Raw genomic sequence first — 18,135 nt, forward strand, 5'->3', positions numbered from 1 at the left:
TCATTCCTCCATTTTTTTTACGCAAAGTAATCTGTAACACCCCGTGCAAAGGCTTTGGCTGATTCCCGCTGATTATCCGAATTTGCCAGCCAGGCTTCTTGATCAGGATTCGAAATAAACGGAAGTTCAAACAAAGCAGCTGGACAATCGGAATAATTTAGGACATATAATCCGGCTTCTTTATCAACATCACCGTCTGACCAATCTGCGCGGACAACCTGGTCCGGAAATGTGCCGTGCATCTGATCCATGAGTTTATTAGCAAATATATCTGCTTTTGTCCAACCTCGGGAAGTCCAAACCTCAATTCCTACAGCAGTTTCATTGAACGAGTTGCAATGGATCGACAATAATAGGTCATACCCACCCGCGTTTGCCGTTTCACAAATTTCTTCCAGGCTGTCAGACTGGATAAAATCCGCTTCCACTCCTGCGACCTGTAAATAATCAACTGTCATATGGGCAACATTGCAGGTAACATCACATTCTCGCAATCCATTCGGGCCGACAGCTCCCGGATCTGGATTTCCATTTGGGGCATGACCGGCATTAACTAATACTTTCATTTTTGCATTACCTCCGCTTTTTGATGATTTAGTTGCTCTAAACTATTTTTTAGACTGTCCGGTATGGGTAGACCCGCTTTTGCAGCGTTTTCAATTATGGATAGACCTTCGTTTCCCAGGAAAAACCAAATTACGGCAGTACGAATAACTTCTTGGTGTGTTGCTTGATCCAGGAAGTGGGCCAAGACGACCAATAACAAAATCATTATTTTTTTACAAATTCCGCGAAATCCGCGTTGACTATTTAGCTGGCTATCAGGATTGATGTAGGCCGCAAGCATACCTGATACATAATCAATCCCAATAGCAAACACCAAAGCTTCAATAAGCCCATCCCATCCACCGACTACATAACAAAAAACCGTGCCAACAATTGACACGGCTGCCCCCCATTCCATTTCCATTTTTACAGGGAGAATTTCGCGAAAAAAATTTATTACTTCGTTCAATATACGTTCACTCCTTCTTGAAATAAAAATAACCGCATTTTAGCGGCACGGCTCACGCGGCATACGACCTCCTTAACAGGAAATTATTGGTTTTTGTCGAATCATCACCTCTGAAGGGAGGTGATAAGCATGTCCGACGAATATATTTATACTTTTCCTACAGGTACTAATGTTTCTATTAAAACACCATACGGTCTTAAATCCGAAGATATCAAGACTGAAATTACCCAAACAGCGAAATGTAATAGATGCGTATCAACATATCCTAATGGATTAGTCTTAGATATATCCCAGTATGCTGATTTAACTATTATCAAGTCAAATAAGAAATTACTTGATAATAACGATGGTACTATGTCGATTGAACTCTAACGTTTATTGAATCCTTAGTTATAACCGCTTCTGATTTTCCGAACCTAATAATTGTTTGATCTTCTAACCGCTCAACAGTCCCTATTGTTTGAGCAGTTTCTTTTTGCTCGCTCATATGTAGACCTCCAATATAATTTATTTCGTCGAAGTATTACTAACCTCTAATTCCAGCACATCACGAAAATTGATACTATCAGCAAAAGTTTGATCTTGAGTAACAAGTGTAATACTTCCCTGGGCCTGCACTGCTGATGAGGTATCTGTAACCGGTGTCAACGTGATGTTTGTCGTAATAGTGGTTCCGTTATTAAACTCGCTTTTTCCATTGACTTTCATTTTAATATTCACGGTGATTCCCCCTTATATAATAAAAATAGACGCCTATGCGTCTTTATCAGCTACTGTCTTCTCGTTATCTGGTAGCAATAATTGCTGGAGTTCTTGGAGTTTCCCTTGTTTCATTCTATCAAGTTGTTCAAACTGAGCTTTAAGCTGTTCTTGTGCAGCTACTATGTCAAAGATTTCAGCCTTTAATTCTATTACTGTCATATTAAATCACCTCCGTTTCTATAGTTGTTTCAGTTTCAGTTGTCGTTTGACTAGCTTTATAATTTGCAATTACTTCTGGTGTCCATACTGCATTTGCTACCGCAACGACAACAGAATCTTCATTATTTAAATTATCACCGGGAGCAAGTACATGACGATGGTTGGTAATCGAGATTACCTCTCCGTCCTTTAATACCTTGTCAATTCTTTTAACATTTATAAAGAATCTTTCTGTTACCTCTGGACAATAAACACTTTCTTCTGTAAAAACCGACATTAACAAAACCTCCCTAAATCGTATATATTATAGTAAAACCTATTGACTTTCCACTTAATTGTGCTACTGTTGCAAGACCATTCGATGTATTCAATATAGCCATACTTGCAGCAGATGGGGTTGTTCTTGCGACAATATTTAGACCAGAGCTAGTAGTCATAGTGCTTGAGAAATATGAGCTACTAGCAAATGGAAGTCCACTGATAGTAGCACCGTTATTCGCAGCAGTGGTAGGATATGCAACAAAGCATGTAGCTATTACAAACCTACCAATCTTAGTATATTGTGCAGCATCAGCAACAGGGGTAAGTGTAAGTCCCGCACCACTTGAATCATTTGGTGTCCAATTGCCTTCCTCGTAGTCATCAAGAGTATTAGGGTCAGATGAAGCATTTTGTGTAATTGGGAACTTTATTTGGCCTGCCGTAGATACTATTCCATTAGCAAACACAGAGAATACTCCAGTAGTAGCTCCAGAATCACACCTTAATATAGTGGCATTAGCAGTTGCCTCGGTCTTGAATTGACCTACCACTCCAGTGTAAGAAGCATTGGTATTATAAGCCAATAATGTGCCAGTAGAACCGAAAGAATTATTGATAGTCAGCATTCTACTTGGATTTGTATCTCCTATTCCCACGAACCCATTGGATAGGAATGTAGCTTTCGGCAACATAGTACCACTAGTTGCATCATAAAAGGCAATATCTAGCGCATTTGATTGATTTTCTATCGGCGCTATTACAGCATTATTATTTGTAGGATTATATCCAAGACGCATACCCTTTAATGTTGGGGTTTGTATTTTAAAGTTACTACTAAAACTAGCCCCAATTGACACACCACTAGATACTACACCTAAACTACTAGTGAATATTGCATCGTCGAGTGGAGCAATAGGATGATAGCTAGCCCCATTATCTTTAGTTATAACAGCGTCTGTTCCTGATAACACCACTCTACCACTATCAGATTTTACCGTAATATCTGAATTAGCAGAACTACCATCACCTATATAACCAGTACGGGTAGTACCATTGGATTCATAAAACTCAATAAATGCAACGTTACCTACTCCTGTTGTGGTTCCAATTATTTGTATATTGCTGCCGAATTTAGAAGTGCCTGTAAAAGTAGGGCCGTCAGTAAAAGCCGATTGTTTCCAAGCCGACCAAACACTGTTATTCATTGTTCTCTGCCATGTGGCGGGACTTGCATAATCATAGCAAGTTTGTTGGATATAATTTGAATTGAACGATTGCACAAACAAATAACAAGCCGCAAGTGTACTTGGCTTATTTACGGGAGTAACGATATAATACATACCATTTATTGTTACCGTATTTAGGTCTGTCCCGGTTGTTAATTGCTTAGAAACCGTGCCTAGCCCATAACCATACGGTGCATATTTAGCATCACTAGCGGTTCTTGAGTAAGCATCAGTTATTCCGTACCCTGCCAAAGTAGTTGGTTTTCCTGTTACCCCGGCCCAAGGGACAGAGGCGGCAGTGGATATACCATCATTCTTAAGTGCCCTACCATTCTCAGTTAAAATGTTAATTATGTCCTTGAACGGTGTCTTAATTCCCCATGACCCTGCTAGGATTATGTTATTGGCAGAGTCCCGAATTTCGCCCTGTTCATAAGCCATTTGATCAACTCCTTTCTATAATCCCGTAACATCAATGACAAAATAATGATAATTGTAATTCAACCTAGTGTCTTTATAAGTATAATTTGTCATATATTTTCCGTTAATAATTTGTTTACAAAAACCTATAGTTTCGGTTGAATTAAAGGTATATCCTTGTCTCCAAGCGTAACCAGTTTGTGCATAATTATCATTTTCCGTCAACCAGTAACAGCCACCAACAGCTACTGCAGTTTTTATACTAGAACTGTGAGAAGTTGATCCTAATACATATCCGGTACTTAGCTTCCCTCCGGCATATCCGGTTCGTGAATCTAATACCTTTAAAAATTTAGCCGTATCTGAAAATACACGCTCGCCGGATGAATTCATTACTTCAAAGCACTGTCCTGCGGGGATAGAAGCATAACTAAAACGATATATTGTAACTATGGCTCCGTTGTCTCCAATAAAATTGATACCTGGAGAACTTCCATCTTTTGGGTAAATTTCACTCCATGTAACACTTAAGCCGTTTTCTACCCTACAAGCAAAAAAGGAATTTAGGTAAGCATCAAGTGTCAAACTCGTTGACCTTATGTCTAGTGTATTTCCCAAGCTGCCATCGTAAACATATTGACTAGACACTGTAATTTGATGTTTATCTATAAACTGTATATTTTTAAAAGCACTATCTATTTGTAAAATATTATTATTGTTGTATATTTGTAGTCCTGCTCCCATCAGTACACCCCATATAAAATCATAGTATCTATATTTGTGTTTTGGTAATTTCCTCCAGTGCTAATAAAAGCCCAACTTAAAATATTGCTACTAAAACTTATTTTTAATGGACGACTTCTCCAGAAATGGTTATCGTCCAAATAATATGTGAAATACCAAGGTGTTCCCAAAAGGAGATTGTTGTCAGTTATTGAACCATCGCTTGTACCTGTTTGAATCGTCCCTAATACTCTGGTCAATCTATCAGTAATATCTAATGTTAAATTTCCGTCAGCATCCCAGCATTGTAATCCTGCTGGCATTACCATACCCCCATTCTGACCCTAAGAACATTATTAGCGTCATAAACAAGTATAAGGTTGTTACTTATTTCTGACCTTGCTCCCGTTGTTGCTGTCCTAAGAGTCCCTATATTAGCCGTTATAGCACTTAAAGATGTTACGCTCATTTTGTCGGCTGTAACCGCTCCCGTTGCTATTTTTGTTGCTGTTATAGCACTTGATTGAATCATACCGGAAGTAATAACATTGCCATCAATCTGCGTGTCACCAGAAATACGAATCAATGATGATTTTAAAGTAATTGCCTCGGGACAAACATTAATCAGCGATATTAGATTTGCTTTCGTTGCTCTAAGTTGTATTGCTGAATTTGCTTGAGCGATTGCGGTATAGGAACAGGTATCTAGTGATTTCCCTAATTCCGTAATGACAGAAGTTATACTGTTAGCATTCTGCGTTATTTGGCTAGAAACACTGGTATTTATTCCGTCTTGCGTAGTCTTGTTTGATTGAACAGTGGTGCTAATGCTGTCGGCAGTGGCCTTTAGTTGCGATATAGCTGAATATTGTCCTGTTGCATTAGGTGCTTTCCCTAATGTAGTTATAATTGCATTTGCCGTCTGACTAACATTGGATATAGCGGTGTCGGCAGAAGTCTTGTTAGACGCCACAGTAGTAGCTAATCCATCTGCAGTAGCTTTGAGTGTTGTTATGGCAGTATACTGACCAGAAGCATCTGGAGCTTTTGCTAGCGTAGCTATAATAGCGTCTGCTTTTTGACTAACGGTAGATATTGAATTATCTGTAGCTGTCTTGTTAGCTGTTACTGTGCTTGCCAATCCATCTGCGGTAGTTTTTAATGTCGTTATGGCGGCATATTGTCCCGCTGCATCCGGAGCTTTCGCTAAAGTAGTAATAATAGCATCCGCTGTAGTTTTAATTGATGTTATTGCCGTATACTGACCAACAGCATCTGGGGCTTTACCCAATGTCGTGATAATAGCGTCCGCTGTTTGTTTTACTGAAGAGATAGCAGAATATTGCCCTGCAGCATTCGGTGCACTATTAAGAGTTCCTATCATGGAAGTAATACTATTAGCATTTTGATTAATCAATGATCTATTATCTGTGTCAGCCTGAGTGAGTGCATTAACTTGGCTTGTGAATGTTATATTACTAACTTTAGCGAGATCAAGTGCTGTAATGGTGGTATTTAATTCTGTCTTTGTATTAGTTATATTGGTATTTACGTCTGTAATAGCAGTCGATAAATCTTCGCTTACTCCGTCAAGTGCGGTATTAAGTACAGTTTGATCTATTGCTACTTGTGCCTTGGCTACTGCGGCCTTTATCAGCGCATCCATCATTTCTAGCGACAACGATTCCTTAGCAATAAGTGCTGGATCAATAGTTGCTTTAACTACTTTCTGAACTACGGCACTTAATATTCCCTCGCCAAACAGGTCAACGTACGCAATTTGTATATCATAAATACCACCAGTGGTTTTAAAGGTATAGCTATTATTTTTACTAAAATAAACCGTGTCATTGATATGGACGTTAATCCCCAAGCAATAAGCAGGTAGAGCATCGCATGTTATCACAATACCCTGGAATATGTCTGTAATTATTACGTTTGTTGGCGCGGCAGGTGCTGGCTTGTTATATTCGGCCCATACATCGTCAGAATATTTCCCAGCAGTATTGTGGTGGTACAGATACACCCTCCCTGATCTAGTTGGCAACGTAACCACTGCTTTATTTGCTGTTGTCTTGATTAGTTTATTAGTGTCACTGCCGGTATTGGTGTCTGTGCGAGCTTCCGTAAAATCAACATCGGTTTGTGTTGCAGCCATCCAAGACAGGGTTGCTGTCTCGGTTATGGTTATAGCAAACCCGCTTGGCTTGAATGGCGCGTATGTCTTGCCGCCGACTGTATATGTTGCTGTCGGGGCAGTGTCAAAGTCTGCCTTAATGTCCCCTTTTGCCACTGACACCAGTTTGAATGAGTATATATGCCCTTGCACAACATTTTGCACAGTAAATGTATTGATCGGATTGCCAAAAAACTTCCATCCCTGCTGCACAGTAGCAAGATCCTCATATGGAGTGCTTAGCATGGATTCGGTTATTTCTAGTATTTCGTCCGCTGCAGGGTTATTTGATTTCATGTAAGCATCACAGTATTTATAAAACTCATAATCAGGCGTTGTAAATGATACCTGCAGATCAATAACAACAACACCGTTACCCACATCCCTGGAATGCTCTTCGAACGTAATATCAGTAACAACAGGCGGCGTATCCGTGTTTCCTATTATCAGAATGCTTTTTATTACCCCGGCTGACTGCTGCAGCCCGTTTGAGGCACACACTTTAACATAATACGTTTTACCTGGGATAATCCCGCTTATGGTTGACATCATATTGTAGGTTGATTCCCAGAATATCCAGCTTGCATTATCGTCGGAATACCACACGTGAAAACTGTCTGCGGACTTACCTTGTTGTAGTGACCACGATGCATGAATAAGCGACACCGAAGTACCTTCCGTCGTTCGATAGCTTTCCTCAGACAACGACATGCCTATGACATCTGCCAACGTACTTGTCTGAGGCGTGTAATCTATAATTGGATAGTTTAAGTCTCCGGTATAAACGCCTGCAACATACTCAGCCAGGCTGAGCTTACATGTCAGGTCCCCTGACTTTTCTATTCCCACCACTCGAAACGGCTTAACAGCTTTGTCAGCTTCCCCAAACATGTAGTTGTCGTACTGTGCCGGGATAACGGTAAACGGTTGAGTTACTGTTAATACATTCGTCTCAGTGTCTGCAGTAACCGGGACAGTGCTTCTTTTTACAATTACATCACTAACGGACAGGGTAATTATAATCTGATATGATTGTCCAGTAGTCAATTTGACGGTCTTATCGAGCGTTACTGTACTAGCAGTAGCTGATATAAGACGTCCAGATGCAATCCCCATTTCGGAAACTGTATGATTTAACCCAATAATATCCCCGTATTGACAAACAAGCGCGTCAATGTCGGTGCCAATGTCCACAAACTGAGTTATTAGTAGATTGTTAGCCAGCGTATACATACCTTCGCGGTACGCCTGTGACTTACGTTTCACGCCAAATAATTGCAGCTGTGCAGGATTGTCCTGCGCGGCTGTCTGTGCAGCCCATTTCGGGGAGCGAACTAAAAATTGTTTATTTTTAAAATCGTTATCAGTATCCGAAAAAACGACTTCAACCGCCGTGGCTCGGTCGTCTATGCCGGAGAATGTTCCCTGCAGACTCGACATGGTAGTCCGGCCCTCACCGAACACTTGTGTCATAGTGCCAGGTTTGTCGCAAACGATACCGATATTGTTACCACGGGGCATTATGGTAGCATGTCCGACATTCGCGGCTTGCTGCGCTGCATCATATCGTTTCTGAGCACTATCAAAAAATGCGTCAAACTCAAAACGTTTTTCGTATGTCGTTCTATCGGTTCCTAATACCTGCTCATCTGCATAGGCCGCACATTCCACCCATTCTTCCCAGTACGGGTCAAGTCGAGTATGAGTCACGCCAAACACGGTGTATTCATATAGTCCAGTGTTGATATTTTTTAAATACCTGCACTGGTGGTAAATATCGTATGCTGCCCAAACTGGGTTGTTTGCGGCGCGGGTTTCGTATGCTGATATTTCAGGATTCCAAACATAAACGGTATTGCGTTTTTGCCGCCAGGTAACGTCAGGCATGCCGCTGGATAATTGACTAGTAGCTAAAACGCGAATACCGACTAATACTTTGTTGGGTCGGGAAAAGTCATCATAAATTATGCTGGTTAGTTGCGTCAAATAGCACGTTGTGCAGTCCATGGTCGATGTTGTTGCGGCTGATCTGGCGGTTACTTTTGCGCGCACTTCGTATTTACCAGCAGTTAGATTATCAATCCTAAAAGACCGTCTTACTGCCGTGTTTTGCGCTGCGGAAATTATTGAGTTATTGGCAATCACTATTTTATATGTACCCCTTTTGTTAGGAGCAGTAAATTTTATTCTCCCATTATCAACTATTGCGCCTCCAGCGGTTGGTAATTGTGTGCCAGATACACTGCCTTTTACTATTACCACATTAGTACCAGTACCCGTATTTATTACACTTATAGTCCATGTTTCTACAGGTGCAGTAGGGTAACACGTCGCCCCCGCTATTGATGTAGATGCAATATGAGAACCATTACCGAACCAGTTAGTCCACGCAGAATCACCCTGTAAACGATACTCAACTGCAAGCGTTACAGATGCATTTTCCAAATTTCCCTTTTTATTTATGTGGTATAGCCCATTAGGAAACTCAAGTGTAATTTGCAGCCCTTCTGCGTTGCTACCGTCAATTAATTGTGTAGACCAATTAGATTCTGACAGTTCGTATGACAATTCTTGATTATTGGTCGTGTCCCCGAAGTTTGGGATTACTTCTTGATCATTTGTGCCGTACCGAATTTCGTATGACACATCAGTATAGTTTTCTATTGGGTTTCCGCCGATTTTGATATCAGTAATTTCGTCAATCGGCCCCATGCCGCCACAAAGCAAAACATTTAAATACTGTTTATCGTTTACGGTATCAATATGAGTTTCTAGTATCTGGGGTGCCGGGATGCATTCGCCATAAGTTACACCAATGACATTTCCCTCGCCAGACAGAGGGGACGGTGTATTCCAGCCGTATGTCTGGGATGATCCCTCGGAACTAATACTATTTGCCTTGGTGCCAAACATAGTATTGATTAGCTTGCCACCGATTGCCATTACTGCACCGGCAGCGAGATATGATGTTAGACCAACCTTGCCCGCAGTCCATAGGCCACCGGCAATATTACCGACATAAGACATTAATAACATGGAAGCTATTGTACCAAGAATTTTTTTAAGTCCAGAGCTGACATGTGGCATTATTACAATCTGATCCCCATCAGCCGGATAGGTTAGTTCTGGCTGCTCCACAAAGTTGCTGTTTAGTATATAATCAATATCCGGTTCTTCGATATACTCTGTTAGCCGCTTCCCAGGCACAAAAATAACCTGCTCTACTTCCCGGCAGGCTCTATCAAATGGATTTTTTACTTTAATGATTTCAATTATTGGTTATCACTCCCTTGGCACGTAGTACCCCAGGATTTTATTTTTCCAACCAGGATCATATATGCGCGTAACACATATGCCACTAGCTGAATAAGCGTGGATAAATTTTCCGTCACCAATATATACGCCAACGTGATTAGCCCATGAGCCGCAAGCCAGGCGTATAACCACTAGACAAGGAACAGGCAAAGGCGGTTTGACTTTTACCCACATGGGTGATTCGTCGGCCATTTGCTGACCTATTTTTACATAGTCCATAGCTGAAATACGGTAGTCAGATAGCGTTTTCCCGTAACGGCGATATACTTCACAGGCAAGGCCCCAGCAGTCGAATTCATAGGGGCCGCGCCCGCCGTCCTTAAAACGTCCTTTTGCAAGTAAATCATCCAACTCTATCATGTCGACTGTATCCCTTGTTCCCCGCCAAATCGATTCGGATTCGTTCCTTTCCAGCGGCACGTCGATAGTGTATAGTCACATTCCGGTAAATCACCCGCATATCCACACTGAATATCCTTGTAATGATATGGGCAAAAATCCCGCATATACCGCCAAAACGGGAACCTAAAGCTATGGTCATTTGACGCGCCAATGATGAACGTAACCCACTGTTCACCATATTTTGTTTGGGTAATGATAAAATCCAGTTCCACTTCAGGGACTGGATTATCTAAATGGGCTGCATGCACCACCATGATTTTTACTTTTGCGTCACAAAAGCCACGATATTGTTGTACGTATGATTGAATTATCCCTTGAACATTACTAACTTTTAGGTTTACTGTCGAAAGTTCCTTGCCGTCCTCTTTTACCTGATCGAAGTCGATAGGAAATCGCTGCCACAGTTGATCGTTCCATGTTTGATTTTGGTTATCCCGTACTAGGCGTATTGGCTCCGGTATGCCGTCTACGTCGATTTTCACTAGTACTAGGAACGGTTTGTCGTTGGCAAGTTTATTTTTTTCAAGAATACCGGCTGCTGACCAGATTAGCATGTTATACCTCCTCGAAGGTTAGGGAGCCGCGATAACCTTCCGCGTACGGCTGCCAGTCGCCTTTCGCAGTAAACCGGACTACTTTGGGCACCCCGGCATATGGCCCATAATACGGAGCAAAATAAAACATACCAGCGGTACCGTTGACAGTAAACCAAAAATCAATCAATTTTTGATAATCGGCATCAGACACCCCGCGCCATGAATAAGACCACGTACCAGGCATTCTACTGGCGCGTGGTCTTGTAACTTTGTAGTTTGCATCCGTTGTGGTTGATATTGTGGAATCCCGGAAATCTTCCTTGAAGCTTCCGGACTCCGCTTCTGGGATTACCGGGGCCGGGAAATCACTTGGAAATATTAGCATGTTACACCCCCAAAGCTGCGCTCATATTTCTTGCATACGCCGGGCTACTAGCGGTTTTATTTAGTACCGCATCCGGCGCAATCTCAACAATAATTTGCCGTATTCCTTCCAGCAGTCCGCCGTCAGTGGCTGTTACCTTGTCATTACCGTGGTTGTTGATTATGATTTGTACGCCACCTGCCCGGCCTCCGCCTGCCTGGCTTACACCGGCGCTGTCGTATCGGTTGCTGAGACTGGATAGTGATGGGCCTGTTACTAATCCACCGCTGGCATAGGCCGGTATCTTGCCGGTTTCATTCATATAGTTCAGGTTGTCTATGCCAATTGCTTCTGTTGCCGCCGCGTTCAGCATATATTCCTTGTTTGAACCCCATAATAATATACTGTCTGAAGTGCCTGTCCCTGGGCCGGTTAGTAGGCCACCTGTGGCTAAGTGGGTAGTAATTGGGGTTTGTACGCTTATTCCGGAAAAGGAATAGTTGCTTGAACTGCCTGAACTGCTTTTTATTCCCGGCAACCAGCTTAGTAGACTAGTTGTCAGGTTCGCCGCCATTTGTTTAGCGTAAATATCCGCAATGATATTGACAACCATGTCGCGAAAAGATACCCACTTATTGCCAATCGTGTCAAGGTTGACAATCATATCCTTGAATATGCCTTCCATGCCGGAGCGAAATTGATTGGTAGCGCCAGCCATTATGGACATGCTGGAACGGTGGGAGTCCTGCCAGGCATCGTAATAAGCTTCAAACATGGCTTTGCGGCCTATTAAGTCTTGATTAAATAATGACTGCTCGCTTTCAATAAGCTGCTTCATTTTTTCAAAGTTCCCGGCATTTTGAGCAGATTCAATGTCTTCTTTCCATTTGGCATAGTCAAAATTTAGGGCTTTTAGTTTTGATAATTTTTCTTGTTCAATAATTTGAATTTCTTTATTTTTTTGTTTTTGAAAATTTACCATGCCATTGGCCGTAATTTCAAAAATTATCCCATTATCTTCCCATGCTTTTCTATAATTTTTTTGTTGTTCTTGGGTTGCGGCATTGTATTTTTCTGTTAAATCTCTATACCAGTTTTCTGTTTCTGTGTTTTGCTTCTTGGCATCATTATTAATATTTGATTTTTCTAATGCTACCGGCGAAGCTTCAACACCAAAGTCAGAATTAACTTTTTTAGACAATCCTAGCTTATCAATTTTTTCCTGCAATTCTCTCGCATGGTTATAGGCGGAATCTCTTATGTCGTTAACTTCTTTTTGTTTGTCGTAAGCGGCCTTAATACGCTTTCTGCTGTAGGTTTCTTCCAGCATGTCTAAATCTTTTTGATAGGTTTCGTTAGCCGCCGCTGATTCTTTGAGTTTTTCCAACGTGTCACTATACCCTATGTCTACTTGTTCCGTTTGGGTCTTAGTGGTGCTAATCCACTCTTGCCTTATTGACCTATGAACTTCTTCCGCCTTAGTTTTTAATTTTTCCCATTCTTTTTCCGCTTCCTTGGCCGCTTTGGCGCTGGAATCGCCCACGCTGGCCGCCGAATTTGACAACCCTTTGAATGTCCGGTCTGTCCCGCCCGCCACTTCTTTGATAGAGCGCAATCCGGCTTCTATTTTGCTGTAGTTTAGTCCGATATTGATTTTTCCCCAAGCGTCACTTACTCTTTTGGCCGCCGCGCCGTTATTATTCGCGGCCAGATTGCGGGCTGTGGTAGCGGAATTAACAGCTTTGGTACTGAAAGTAGATATCCAGTCCGCCATAGTACCAGATAAACTGTCGCCGCCAAAAAAATCTACCAATGTTTTGGCAATACGTAAAACCGCCGTTACGCCTTCATAAGATCGCTGCTTGATTCGTTCCCAAGCTAATGCAACACTATCGGCAATACTATCTCCCCAGGCTGAAAATATCTGTGTAAGCGGTTCCCAGTTTTTCCAGATTTCATAGGCTACTATGCCGAAAGCGACGCCTGCTGCGATCAACGGCAAAAATGGTGATACGGCTGCCCACGCGCTAGCTGCCAAGGAATACAAGGCCGGTACTGCCACAAACATAATCGCAGTTGATAACGCCGCAATCCCTGCCAATACTTCCGGTGGCACCATGTCCAATAATGCGGCTTTAACACCTGCGCTTTGTACTTTTGAGGAAAATTCGCTGAGATAGTTGGCTGTGTCCTGCATTTTTTCTTTGATTCCTAGGGTATCATTTAGCTTGTCCCCTAGATTTTTCATGACCATTTCCACGTTATCTTTTATGGTAGAGAATAGTCCTGGAATCTCTTTGGCTTGCGCTTCCATGCCACCTTTGAAATCTTTTTGCATGCCCAATAGTATAGCGTTTATGCCGCTTTGAGCATCCACTTCGCCGTCTGTAACTTTCTTCATCACGTTGGCAATGGACATATCCATACTGTCAGCCAGGTACTGCCAGGCATTTACACCGGCCTCAGCAAGCTGCATGACTTCCTCCGCCTGTATCTTGCCTTTGGCTTGCATTTGTCCAATTGAGCGCTGCATACTGTCAATGCCTTCTTGTCCGCTGCCCAACATGGCAGCAGTGTCGCCCAAGACATTCATAATAGGAATAATGTCTTGGGCGACAAATTTAAAGGCCAATAGCTTCTTGCTGGAATCCTGTAAACCTTTTAGTTCAAAAGGCGTGTCAGCGGCAAATTGGGTCAATTCGCTTAAAAACTGCTGGACGTTTGTGCCATCTTTTATTAGGGTTTCAAACGCCTTATTGCTGGCGTTCATTTTTCCTGATAACGCCACACTGGCAACACCGGCAGCAGTCATGCCGGTTACTAGCCCACCCAGCAGCCCCGCCGCATTTGATGATAATTCTAATGATTCCGGGCCAAATGCTCTTTTTAATTGCCGCTGCGAAGCCGCTATTTCCCGCTTTAAACCGGAACTATCCGCGCCTATTTTCACCAGAAGTTCCGCAACTGTCGCTATTTTACTCACCCCCCTTCTTAAAGATTGTTTATTTTTGTAAAATGATGGGTTATAATAACAGGAAAGGAGCTGATTATGTGAAAAAGATAGTTCTAATGTTTTGGCTGCTTATTTTTTCAATACCAGCCTTTGCGGCTGATGTTTACTGTGGCGATTATCAAGGCCACCCGGTATATTTGCGAACGGAAAGCATCACAAAAAACACGGTGGCATCAACTAACACCTTTACCGTGTTTCAGGATGAAAAATCTATCAGTGTTTTCCCTGAGTATAGCCATTATTACGAGGCCCATCTGATCACCGAGAATCAACTTTACAGGGTTCTCTTTTCTGAATCATTGAAAGAATCGTTTTTAGTTGAAAAAATACTTAACGGCTATAACAAAGAGACAATGCACGATATGGATTTAAATTTTGTGTACAATGCAGTAGTTGAAAGCTATACTCCCGAAACGCAAAAAGCGAATGCTGAATACAGTCGTAATTTTAGTAATCAAAAATACTCGGAACAATATGACGCTAAGAGGAAGTTAGAATTAGTTCAAGAGTTAGAAATAGAAATTTCCATGTATCGTCACAATAAAGAAAAAGTGCATCCAGAAATGTCCTCTTACAAATCAAATCAGGCACATAAAGGTTATACTCGTTTCCCTTCTCCTACTTCAGAGGAATTAGACCAGAAATATTATAAGGAGTTTGCTGAAGATCATAAGAATGAAATCTTAAGACTGAGTAAGTTTTTTTCCACTGATGAATTAATTCAAATTGCCGACAAATTGAAGTTTAATAATGAGGAAAGAGTATTACTCTTATCAGGAAAATAAAGAGGCCGCAAAAGCCTCTTTATTTATTTCTTAATACCTTCTTAAATTTTTTTCTTAGATATTCTTCATCTTTCTTGCGGTCATTCCGCTTTGTTTCAGGATGATTGAGCGGTTCTAGCAGATCCTTGGCTGAGATTGGATTTTTTATCCATACATTAATTAGACGGCTGACAAAATAAGCCGTTGTGGTTCTGTCCTGCTCCCGCCGCCATTCATACCCGTCGAGCATTGCTATAAATTCATGCGGCTGTAATCGTTCAAACTGCCATGGTTTTAGGTTTAGCGGGCCGTAGGCAATAGATTCGGCCCACTCTACCCATTCAGTAAAACAGGAAACAGTTACTCTGTTTCCTGTTTCTCGTTTTTTTCTTCTTTATCCTGAATTTCCTCAGTTTCATCCTTGGCTAATGCTCTTTTTTTAGCATCCTTACCGTAAATTCCTGTGGCGGCAATAGCCTTGGCAATCAATATACCGATTTCATTAATACTGCCGCCTTCTTCCAGATATTTTTCGATCTTTTCGGCATAAAATTCCAATGTCGCCTTGTGATGGTGATGTTTTAGCCCGATTTGTAGCCCAAGTAGGCAAAAGTTTACACCAACTTCCAGGTTGGCGATATTGATAATTGATTTTCCTGTTACTCTTTCTAGTTCTGACAGCCTTTGAATATCAAAATATAGGTATTGATTTTTATCAAATAACTCAAAAGGTATGCTGTTTTTCATGTTTTTGCTCTCTCCTTTTACTTCTCTTATTTTAATGTTTTTGGTTAGGCGGCAATTACTGTCACGCAGGGAATATCTCCCCCGGTTGTAAGGCTGGCATAAAATAGGTGTTCTCCAACTGTCAGGGTTTCAAGATAGTCACCTTTGATAATAATGTATCCGTAGTCTGTGGTATAGTTTGCAGCCAGGACCGCCCCAGACGCATCCTTTAGGGTTTTCACTTTTGCTTTGGCATCAAAGTAAATTGCTATATCATCGGCAGCAGTTTTTGAAACAACCTCTGAAAGATTAGATATTGGCCCACTACCGCTTAGCGTTCCTTTTAAGGTCGCTTCTCCATCGTGCGGCGTGTCACTGTCAAAGGCAGTAATAGCAGCCCACCCTACCTGATAGCTATCATCAGGATACCGTAACTTTATGTTGATTTTCTTTCTTTGATAGAACGCTTGCCTGAGTACCGCTACGCCTTCATTCTTAAGCAATAGTAACCCATCAAGACTTATTGACCAGGAAAGCAAACCCGGCATTGTTTCTTTAAACCCGCCAGACGTTTTATGTCCCGTTGAAATTTCATCAGCTGACTGGCTCAAGGATGCGCCGCGCTGTCCGCCCACCAGCAACCAATCAGGGACAAACGCAGTCCCTATATTGACATACATCAAATAGTCCTTACCGGCAGTAGCTATGCTTGCGTTCGGTTCTTCTGGTAATTCCTGCTCCATGCCTACAACAGCGAATTTTTGTAGTTCAAAGATATTTAATTTATACTTTTTCATGCTGACCTCCCATATTTTGAGTTTTTGCGTTAAAGTTTACAATCCCGTAAAATAAAGCGTCTTGCCTGGCACCCTTGCCGCTTTTAGCATCTTTTTCAATTAGCTTATATCCACTCGCTGACAAATCAATCTTACCCGCCGTCAGAACATAGGTAATATCCTCTACAATTTCATTAACTTCTGTCTTACCCTGGTAATCCGTCCATATCTCAAGTTCAAATGTTATGTCGCAGATATCAGTATCTTTCGCGCCGCTTAGTGTGTATTCATAGTCACTGATAAGGATATACGGGAATGATTGTTTCTTTGGCAGCTTGTCATATACAGGCGTGGTCTGCTTTTCTTTTAATAGGTTATATATGGCAGTCTGCAATGGATTAATAGGGACTCTGCGCCTCATGGTTTTTTAATCACCTTCTTTAATTCGTTGACCATTTTGGGGGCTTCATCCTTATAAGGCGGTTCCATGTATGGTTTGGCGCGGCGTTTCGGAATGTTGGCCTTGGCGGCGAAATGAGTCTGCCCCGGCATGAGCGGCCCCAGTGTTTTGCCGCTGACAGTCAGGGCCTTTTTTCTTTTTGGTACTTCTGTAGCAGCAGAGGCCCCAAACTCTACTAAGTGAGCATGGGGCCTCTTGGCCGCGATAGTGCCGGTTATGCTTAGTTTGTTGAACCGGAAAGAAATGTGCTTTTTTAAGTCTCCAGATTCTACCGAGACAAGTTTCTTTGCCCCGGCACATATTGTTTTGGTGGAATTATATACTACATGCTCAATACCCGCCGCCGTTTTTCTATCGTAAGCACTTATGCTTTTGATAGCTTCCTGCAGTTCCGGCACTTTATAATTGACATAAAAACCTCTCAACGCACCACTTCCCGACAAATCAAGATCATGTTTTCTGTATCAAAACTATAGGTGTTCTCCACACTGAATATATGCTCACCCCATAGCACCCGCCAGCCGCGTTCCACGTCTTGCCGCCGCCATATTTCAAATTCCTGCAGAATGTTGCCGACGAGGTTTCCTGCTTCCTCTTTTACCGTAGGGCGCGGCTTACGGAATCTGGCCCACACTGTAGCCACTGTGATCCACTCTGTTTCGCGCCCTCCCCGGCCATCCTCTAATTCTTCCTCGATTGCTTCCCGCTGTATAATTATTTTTTTGTTTTTAACCCCGGCAAGGTCTTTTGCGGCCTCAATTTTGGTTTTCAAGTTCCATCACCGCGCTTTGCAGTTGCAGTCTTAATATTGCACCGGCAAAATTTTCTTCAAAGTACTCGGATGCGTTATTATAGGCATAGCGGCAATAATCAAAAAGGAGTGACTTGGCAAGCCCTTCACTTTCAAAGTCAAGGGTTGTACCTGTCAATCCTTCCAAATGCGTTCTGCCGCGCAATATTGTGTTTTCTAATATGGTATCTTCGTCATTGCCGGTTATTCTAAGATAGTCTTTTATTTCATCCAGTAGCATTATGCA

At 42.0% G+C, this 18,135-nt stretch carries 23 protein-coding genes; 2 read left to right on the top strand and 21 right to left on the bottom strand.

Annotation, left to right across the window (positions count from 1 at the left end):
* Positions 1 to 17: 17 nt before the first annotated feature.
* Together SALPA_RS27830 and SALPA_RS27835 are read right to left on the bottom strand one after the other, a co-directional pair.
* Positions 18 to 566 (bottom strand): N-acetylmuramoyl-L-alanine amidase, encoded by a 549-nt coding sequence (locus SALPA_RS27830; RefSeq protein WP_145101628.1) that lies wholly within the window; start codon positions 564 to 566, stop codon positions 18 to 20.
* Positions 563 to 1,015 carry a holin family protein gene (locus SALPA_RS27835; protein WP_145101630.1) on the bottom strand — a complete coding sequence of 151 codons (453 nt, stop codon included), beginning with the start codon at positions 1,013 to 1,015 and terminating at the stop codon, positions 563 to 565. Before SALPA_RS27835 ends, SALPA_RS27830 begins: the two co-directional genes overlap by 4 nt.
* A gap of 129 nt (positions 1,016 to 1,144) precedes the next feature.
* On the opposite strand from SALPA_RS27835, the gene SALPA_RS27840 reads away from it, so the two are divergent.
* Positions 1,145 to 1,387: a hypothetical protein gene (locus SALPA_RS27840; protein ID WP_145101632.1), complete on the top strand. Its 243-nt coding sequence runs from the start codon at positions 1,145 to 1,147 to the stop codon at positions 1,385 to 1,387.
* On the opposite strand, the gene SALPA_RS31765 is transcribed toward SALPA_RS27840, so the two are convergent.
* The 12 genes from SALPA_RS31765 to SALPA_RS27890 all read right to left on the bottom strand — a co-directional run bounded on the left by SALPA_RS31765 (position 1,368) and on the right by SALPA_RS27890 (position 14,342).
* On the bottom strand, positions 1,368 to 1,502 hold the full coding sequence (locus SALPA_RS31765; protein ID WP_255451396.1) for a hypothetical protein: 135 nt from the start codon (positions 1,500 to 1,502) through the stop codon (positions 1,368 to 1,370). The genes SALPA_RS27840 and SALPA_RS31765 overlap by 20 nt on opposite strands.
* A gap of 20 nt (positions 1,503 to 1,522) precedes the next feature.
* A complete protein-coding gene (locus SALPA_RS27845) occupies positions 1,523 to 1,723 on the bottom strand; it encodes a hypothetical protein (protein ID WP_222428146.1) in 201 nt (66 codons plus the stop codon).
* 45 nt (positions 1,724 to 1,768) lie between these two features.
* Positions 1,769 to 1,936: a hypothetical protein gene (locus SALPA_RS29360; protein ID WP_186451266.1), complete on the bottom strand. Its 168-nt coding sequence runs from the start codon at positions 1,934 to 1,936 to the stop codon at positions 1,769 to 1,771.
* A gap of 1 nt (position 1,937) precedes the next feature.
* Entirely contained in the window at positions 1,938 to 2,213 is a 276-nt protein-coding gene (locus tag SALPA_RS27850) for a hypothetical protein (RefSeq protein ID WP_145101636.1), read from the bottom strand.
* 13 nt (positions 2,214 to 2,226) lie between these two features.
* Positions 2,227 to 3,864 (bottom strand): pyocin knob domain-containing protein, encoded by a 1,638-nt coding sequence (locus tag SALPA_RS27855; protein ID WP_145101638.1) that lies wholly within the window; start codon positions 3,862 to 3,864, stop codon positions 2,227 to 2,229.
* A gap of 15 nt (positions 3,865 to 3,879) precedes the next feature.
* Positions 3,880 to 4,587 (bottom strand): hypothetical protein, encoded by a 708-nt coding sequence (locus tag SALPA_RS27860; protein ID WP_145101640.1) that lies wholly within the window; start codon positions 4,585 to 4,587, stop codon positions 3,880 to 3,882.
* Positions 4,587 to 4,889 (bottom strand): hypothetical protein, encoded by a 303-nt coding sequence (locus SALPA_RS27865; RefSeq protein ID WP_145101642.1) that lies wholly within the window; start codon positions 4,887 to 4,889, stop codon positions 4,587 to 4,589. The genes SALPA_RS27860 and SALPA_RS27865 overlap by 1 nt, the downstream gene beginning before the upstream one ends.
* Positions 4,889 to 9,949 (bottom strand): phage tail protein, encoded by a 5,061-nt coding sequence (locus SALPA_RS27870; RefSeq protein ID WP_145101644.1) that lies wholly within the window; start codon positions 9,947 to 9,949, stop codon positions 4,889 to 4,891. The genes SALPA_RS27865 and SALPA_RS27870 overlap by 1 nt, the downstream gene beginning before the upstream one ends.
* Positions 9,950 to 10,024: 75 nt before the next feature.
* Positions 10,025 to 10,417, bottom strand: a complete 393-nt coding sequence (locus SALPA_RS27875) for a C40 family peptidase (RefSeq protein WP_145101646.1) — start codon at positions 10,415 to 10,417, stop codon at positions 10,025 to 10,027.
* Complete coding sequence (locus SALPA_RS27880; RefSeq protein WP_145101647.1) at positions 10,414 to 11,013, bottom strand: hypothetical protein; 600 nt, start codon at positions 11,011 to 11,013, stop codon at positions 10,414 to 10,416. Before SALPA_RS27880 ends, SALPA_RS27875 begins: the two co-directional genes overlap by 4 nt.
* 1 nt (position 11,014) lies before the next feature.
* Positions 11,015 to 11,380 (bottom strand): hypothetical protein, encoded by a 366-nt coding sequence (locus SALPA_RS27885; protein ID WP_145101649.1) that lies wholly within the window; start codon positions 11,378 to 11,380, stop codon positions 11,015 to 11,017.
* A 1-nt stretch (position 11,381) separates the two neighbouring features.
* Positions 11,382 to 14,342, bottom strand: coding sequence for a tape measure protein (locus SALPA_RS27890; protein ID WP_145101651.1), 2,961 nt, complete (start codon positions 14,340 to 14,342; stop codon positions 11,382 to 11,384).
* A 68-nt stretch (positions 14,343 to 14,410) separates the two neighbouring features.
* Between SALPA_RS27890 and SALPA_RS27895 the strand changes: the two genes are divergently transcribed.
* Positions 14,411 to 15,157 carry a hypothetical protein gene (locus SALPA_RS27895; protein ID WP_145101653.1) on the top strand — a complete coding sequence of 249 codons (747 nt, stop codon included), beginning with the start codon at positions 14,411 to 14,413 and terminating at the stop codon, positions 15,155 to 15,157.
* Positions 15,158 to 15,176: 19 nt separating this feature from the next.
* Here SALPA_RS27895 and SALPA_RS27900 read toward each other — a convergent pair whose 3' ends face one another.
* The 7 genes from SALPA_RS27900 to SALPA_RS27930 form a co-directional block, all read right to left on the bottom strand.
* On the bottom strand, positions 15,177 to 15,386 hold the full coding sequence (locus SALPA_RS27900; protein ID WP_145101654.1) for a hypothetical protein: 210 nt from the start codon (positions 15,384 to 15,386) through the stop codon (positions 15,177 to 15,179).
* A 110-nt stretch (positions 15,387 to 15,496) separates the two neighbouring features.
* Complete coding sequence (locus SALPA_RS27905) at positions 15,497 to 15,883, bottom strand: hypothetical protein (protein WP_145101656.1); 387 nt, start codon at positions 15,881 to 15,883, stop codon at positions 15,497 to 15,499.
* Between the two features lie 44 nt (positions 15,884 to 15,927).
* Entirely contained in the window at positions 15,928 to 16,659 is a 732-nt protein-coding gene (locus SALPA_RS27910; protein ID WP_145101658.1) for a phage tail tube protein, read from the bottom strand.
* Positions 16,646 to 17,059: a DUF3168 domain-containing protein gene (locus tag SALPA_RS27915; RefSeq protein WP_145101660.1), complete on the bottom strand. Its 414-nt coding sequence runs from the start codon at positions 17,057 to 17,059 to the stop codon at positions 16,646 to 16,648. The genes SALPA_RS27910 and SALPA_RS27915 overlap by 14 nt, the downstream gene beginning before the upstream one ends.
* A complete protein-coding gene (locus tag SALPA_RS27920; RefSeq protein ID WP_145101661.1) occupies positions 17,056 to 17,523 on the bottom strand; it encodes an HK97 gp10 family phage protein in 468 nt (155 codons plus the stop codon). Before SALPA_RS27920 ends, SALPA_RS27915 begins: the two co-directional genes overlap by 4 nt.
* Positions 17,520 to 17,870 (bottom strand): head-tail adaptor protein, encoded by a 351-nt coding sequence (locus tag SALPA_RS27925; RefSeq protein ID WP_145101663.1) that lies wholly within the window; start codon positions 17,868 to 17,870, stop codon positions 17,520 to 17,522. The genes SALPA_RS27920 and SALPA_RS27925 overlap by 4 nt, the downstream gene beginning before the upstream one ends.
* Positions 17,854 to 18,129: a head-tail connector protein gene (locus tag SALPA_RS27930; protein ID WP_145101665.1), complete on the bottom strand. Its 276-nt coding sequence runs from the start codon at positions 18,127 to 18,129 to the stop codon at positions 17,854 to 17,856. Before SALPA_RS27930 ends, SALPA_RS27925 begins: the two co-directional genes overlap by 17 nt.
* Positions 18,130 to 18,135: the final 6 nt, after the last annotated feature.

The sequence above is a fragment of the Sporomusa sp. KB1 genome (genome assembly GCF_007830295.1).
Lineage (GTDB): Bacteria > Bacillota > Negativicutes > Sporomusales > Sporomusaceae > Sporomusa.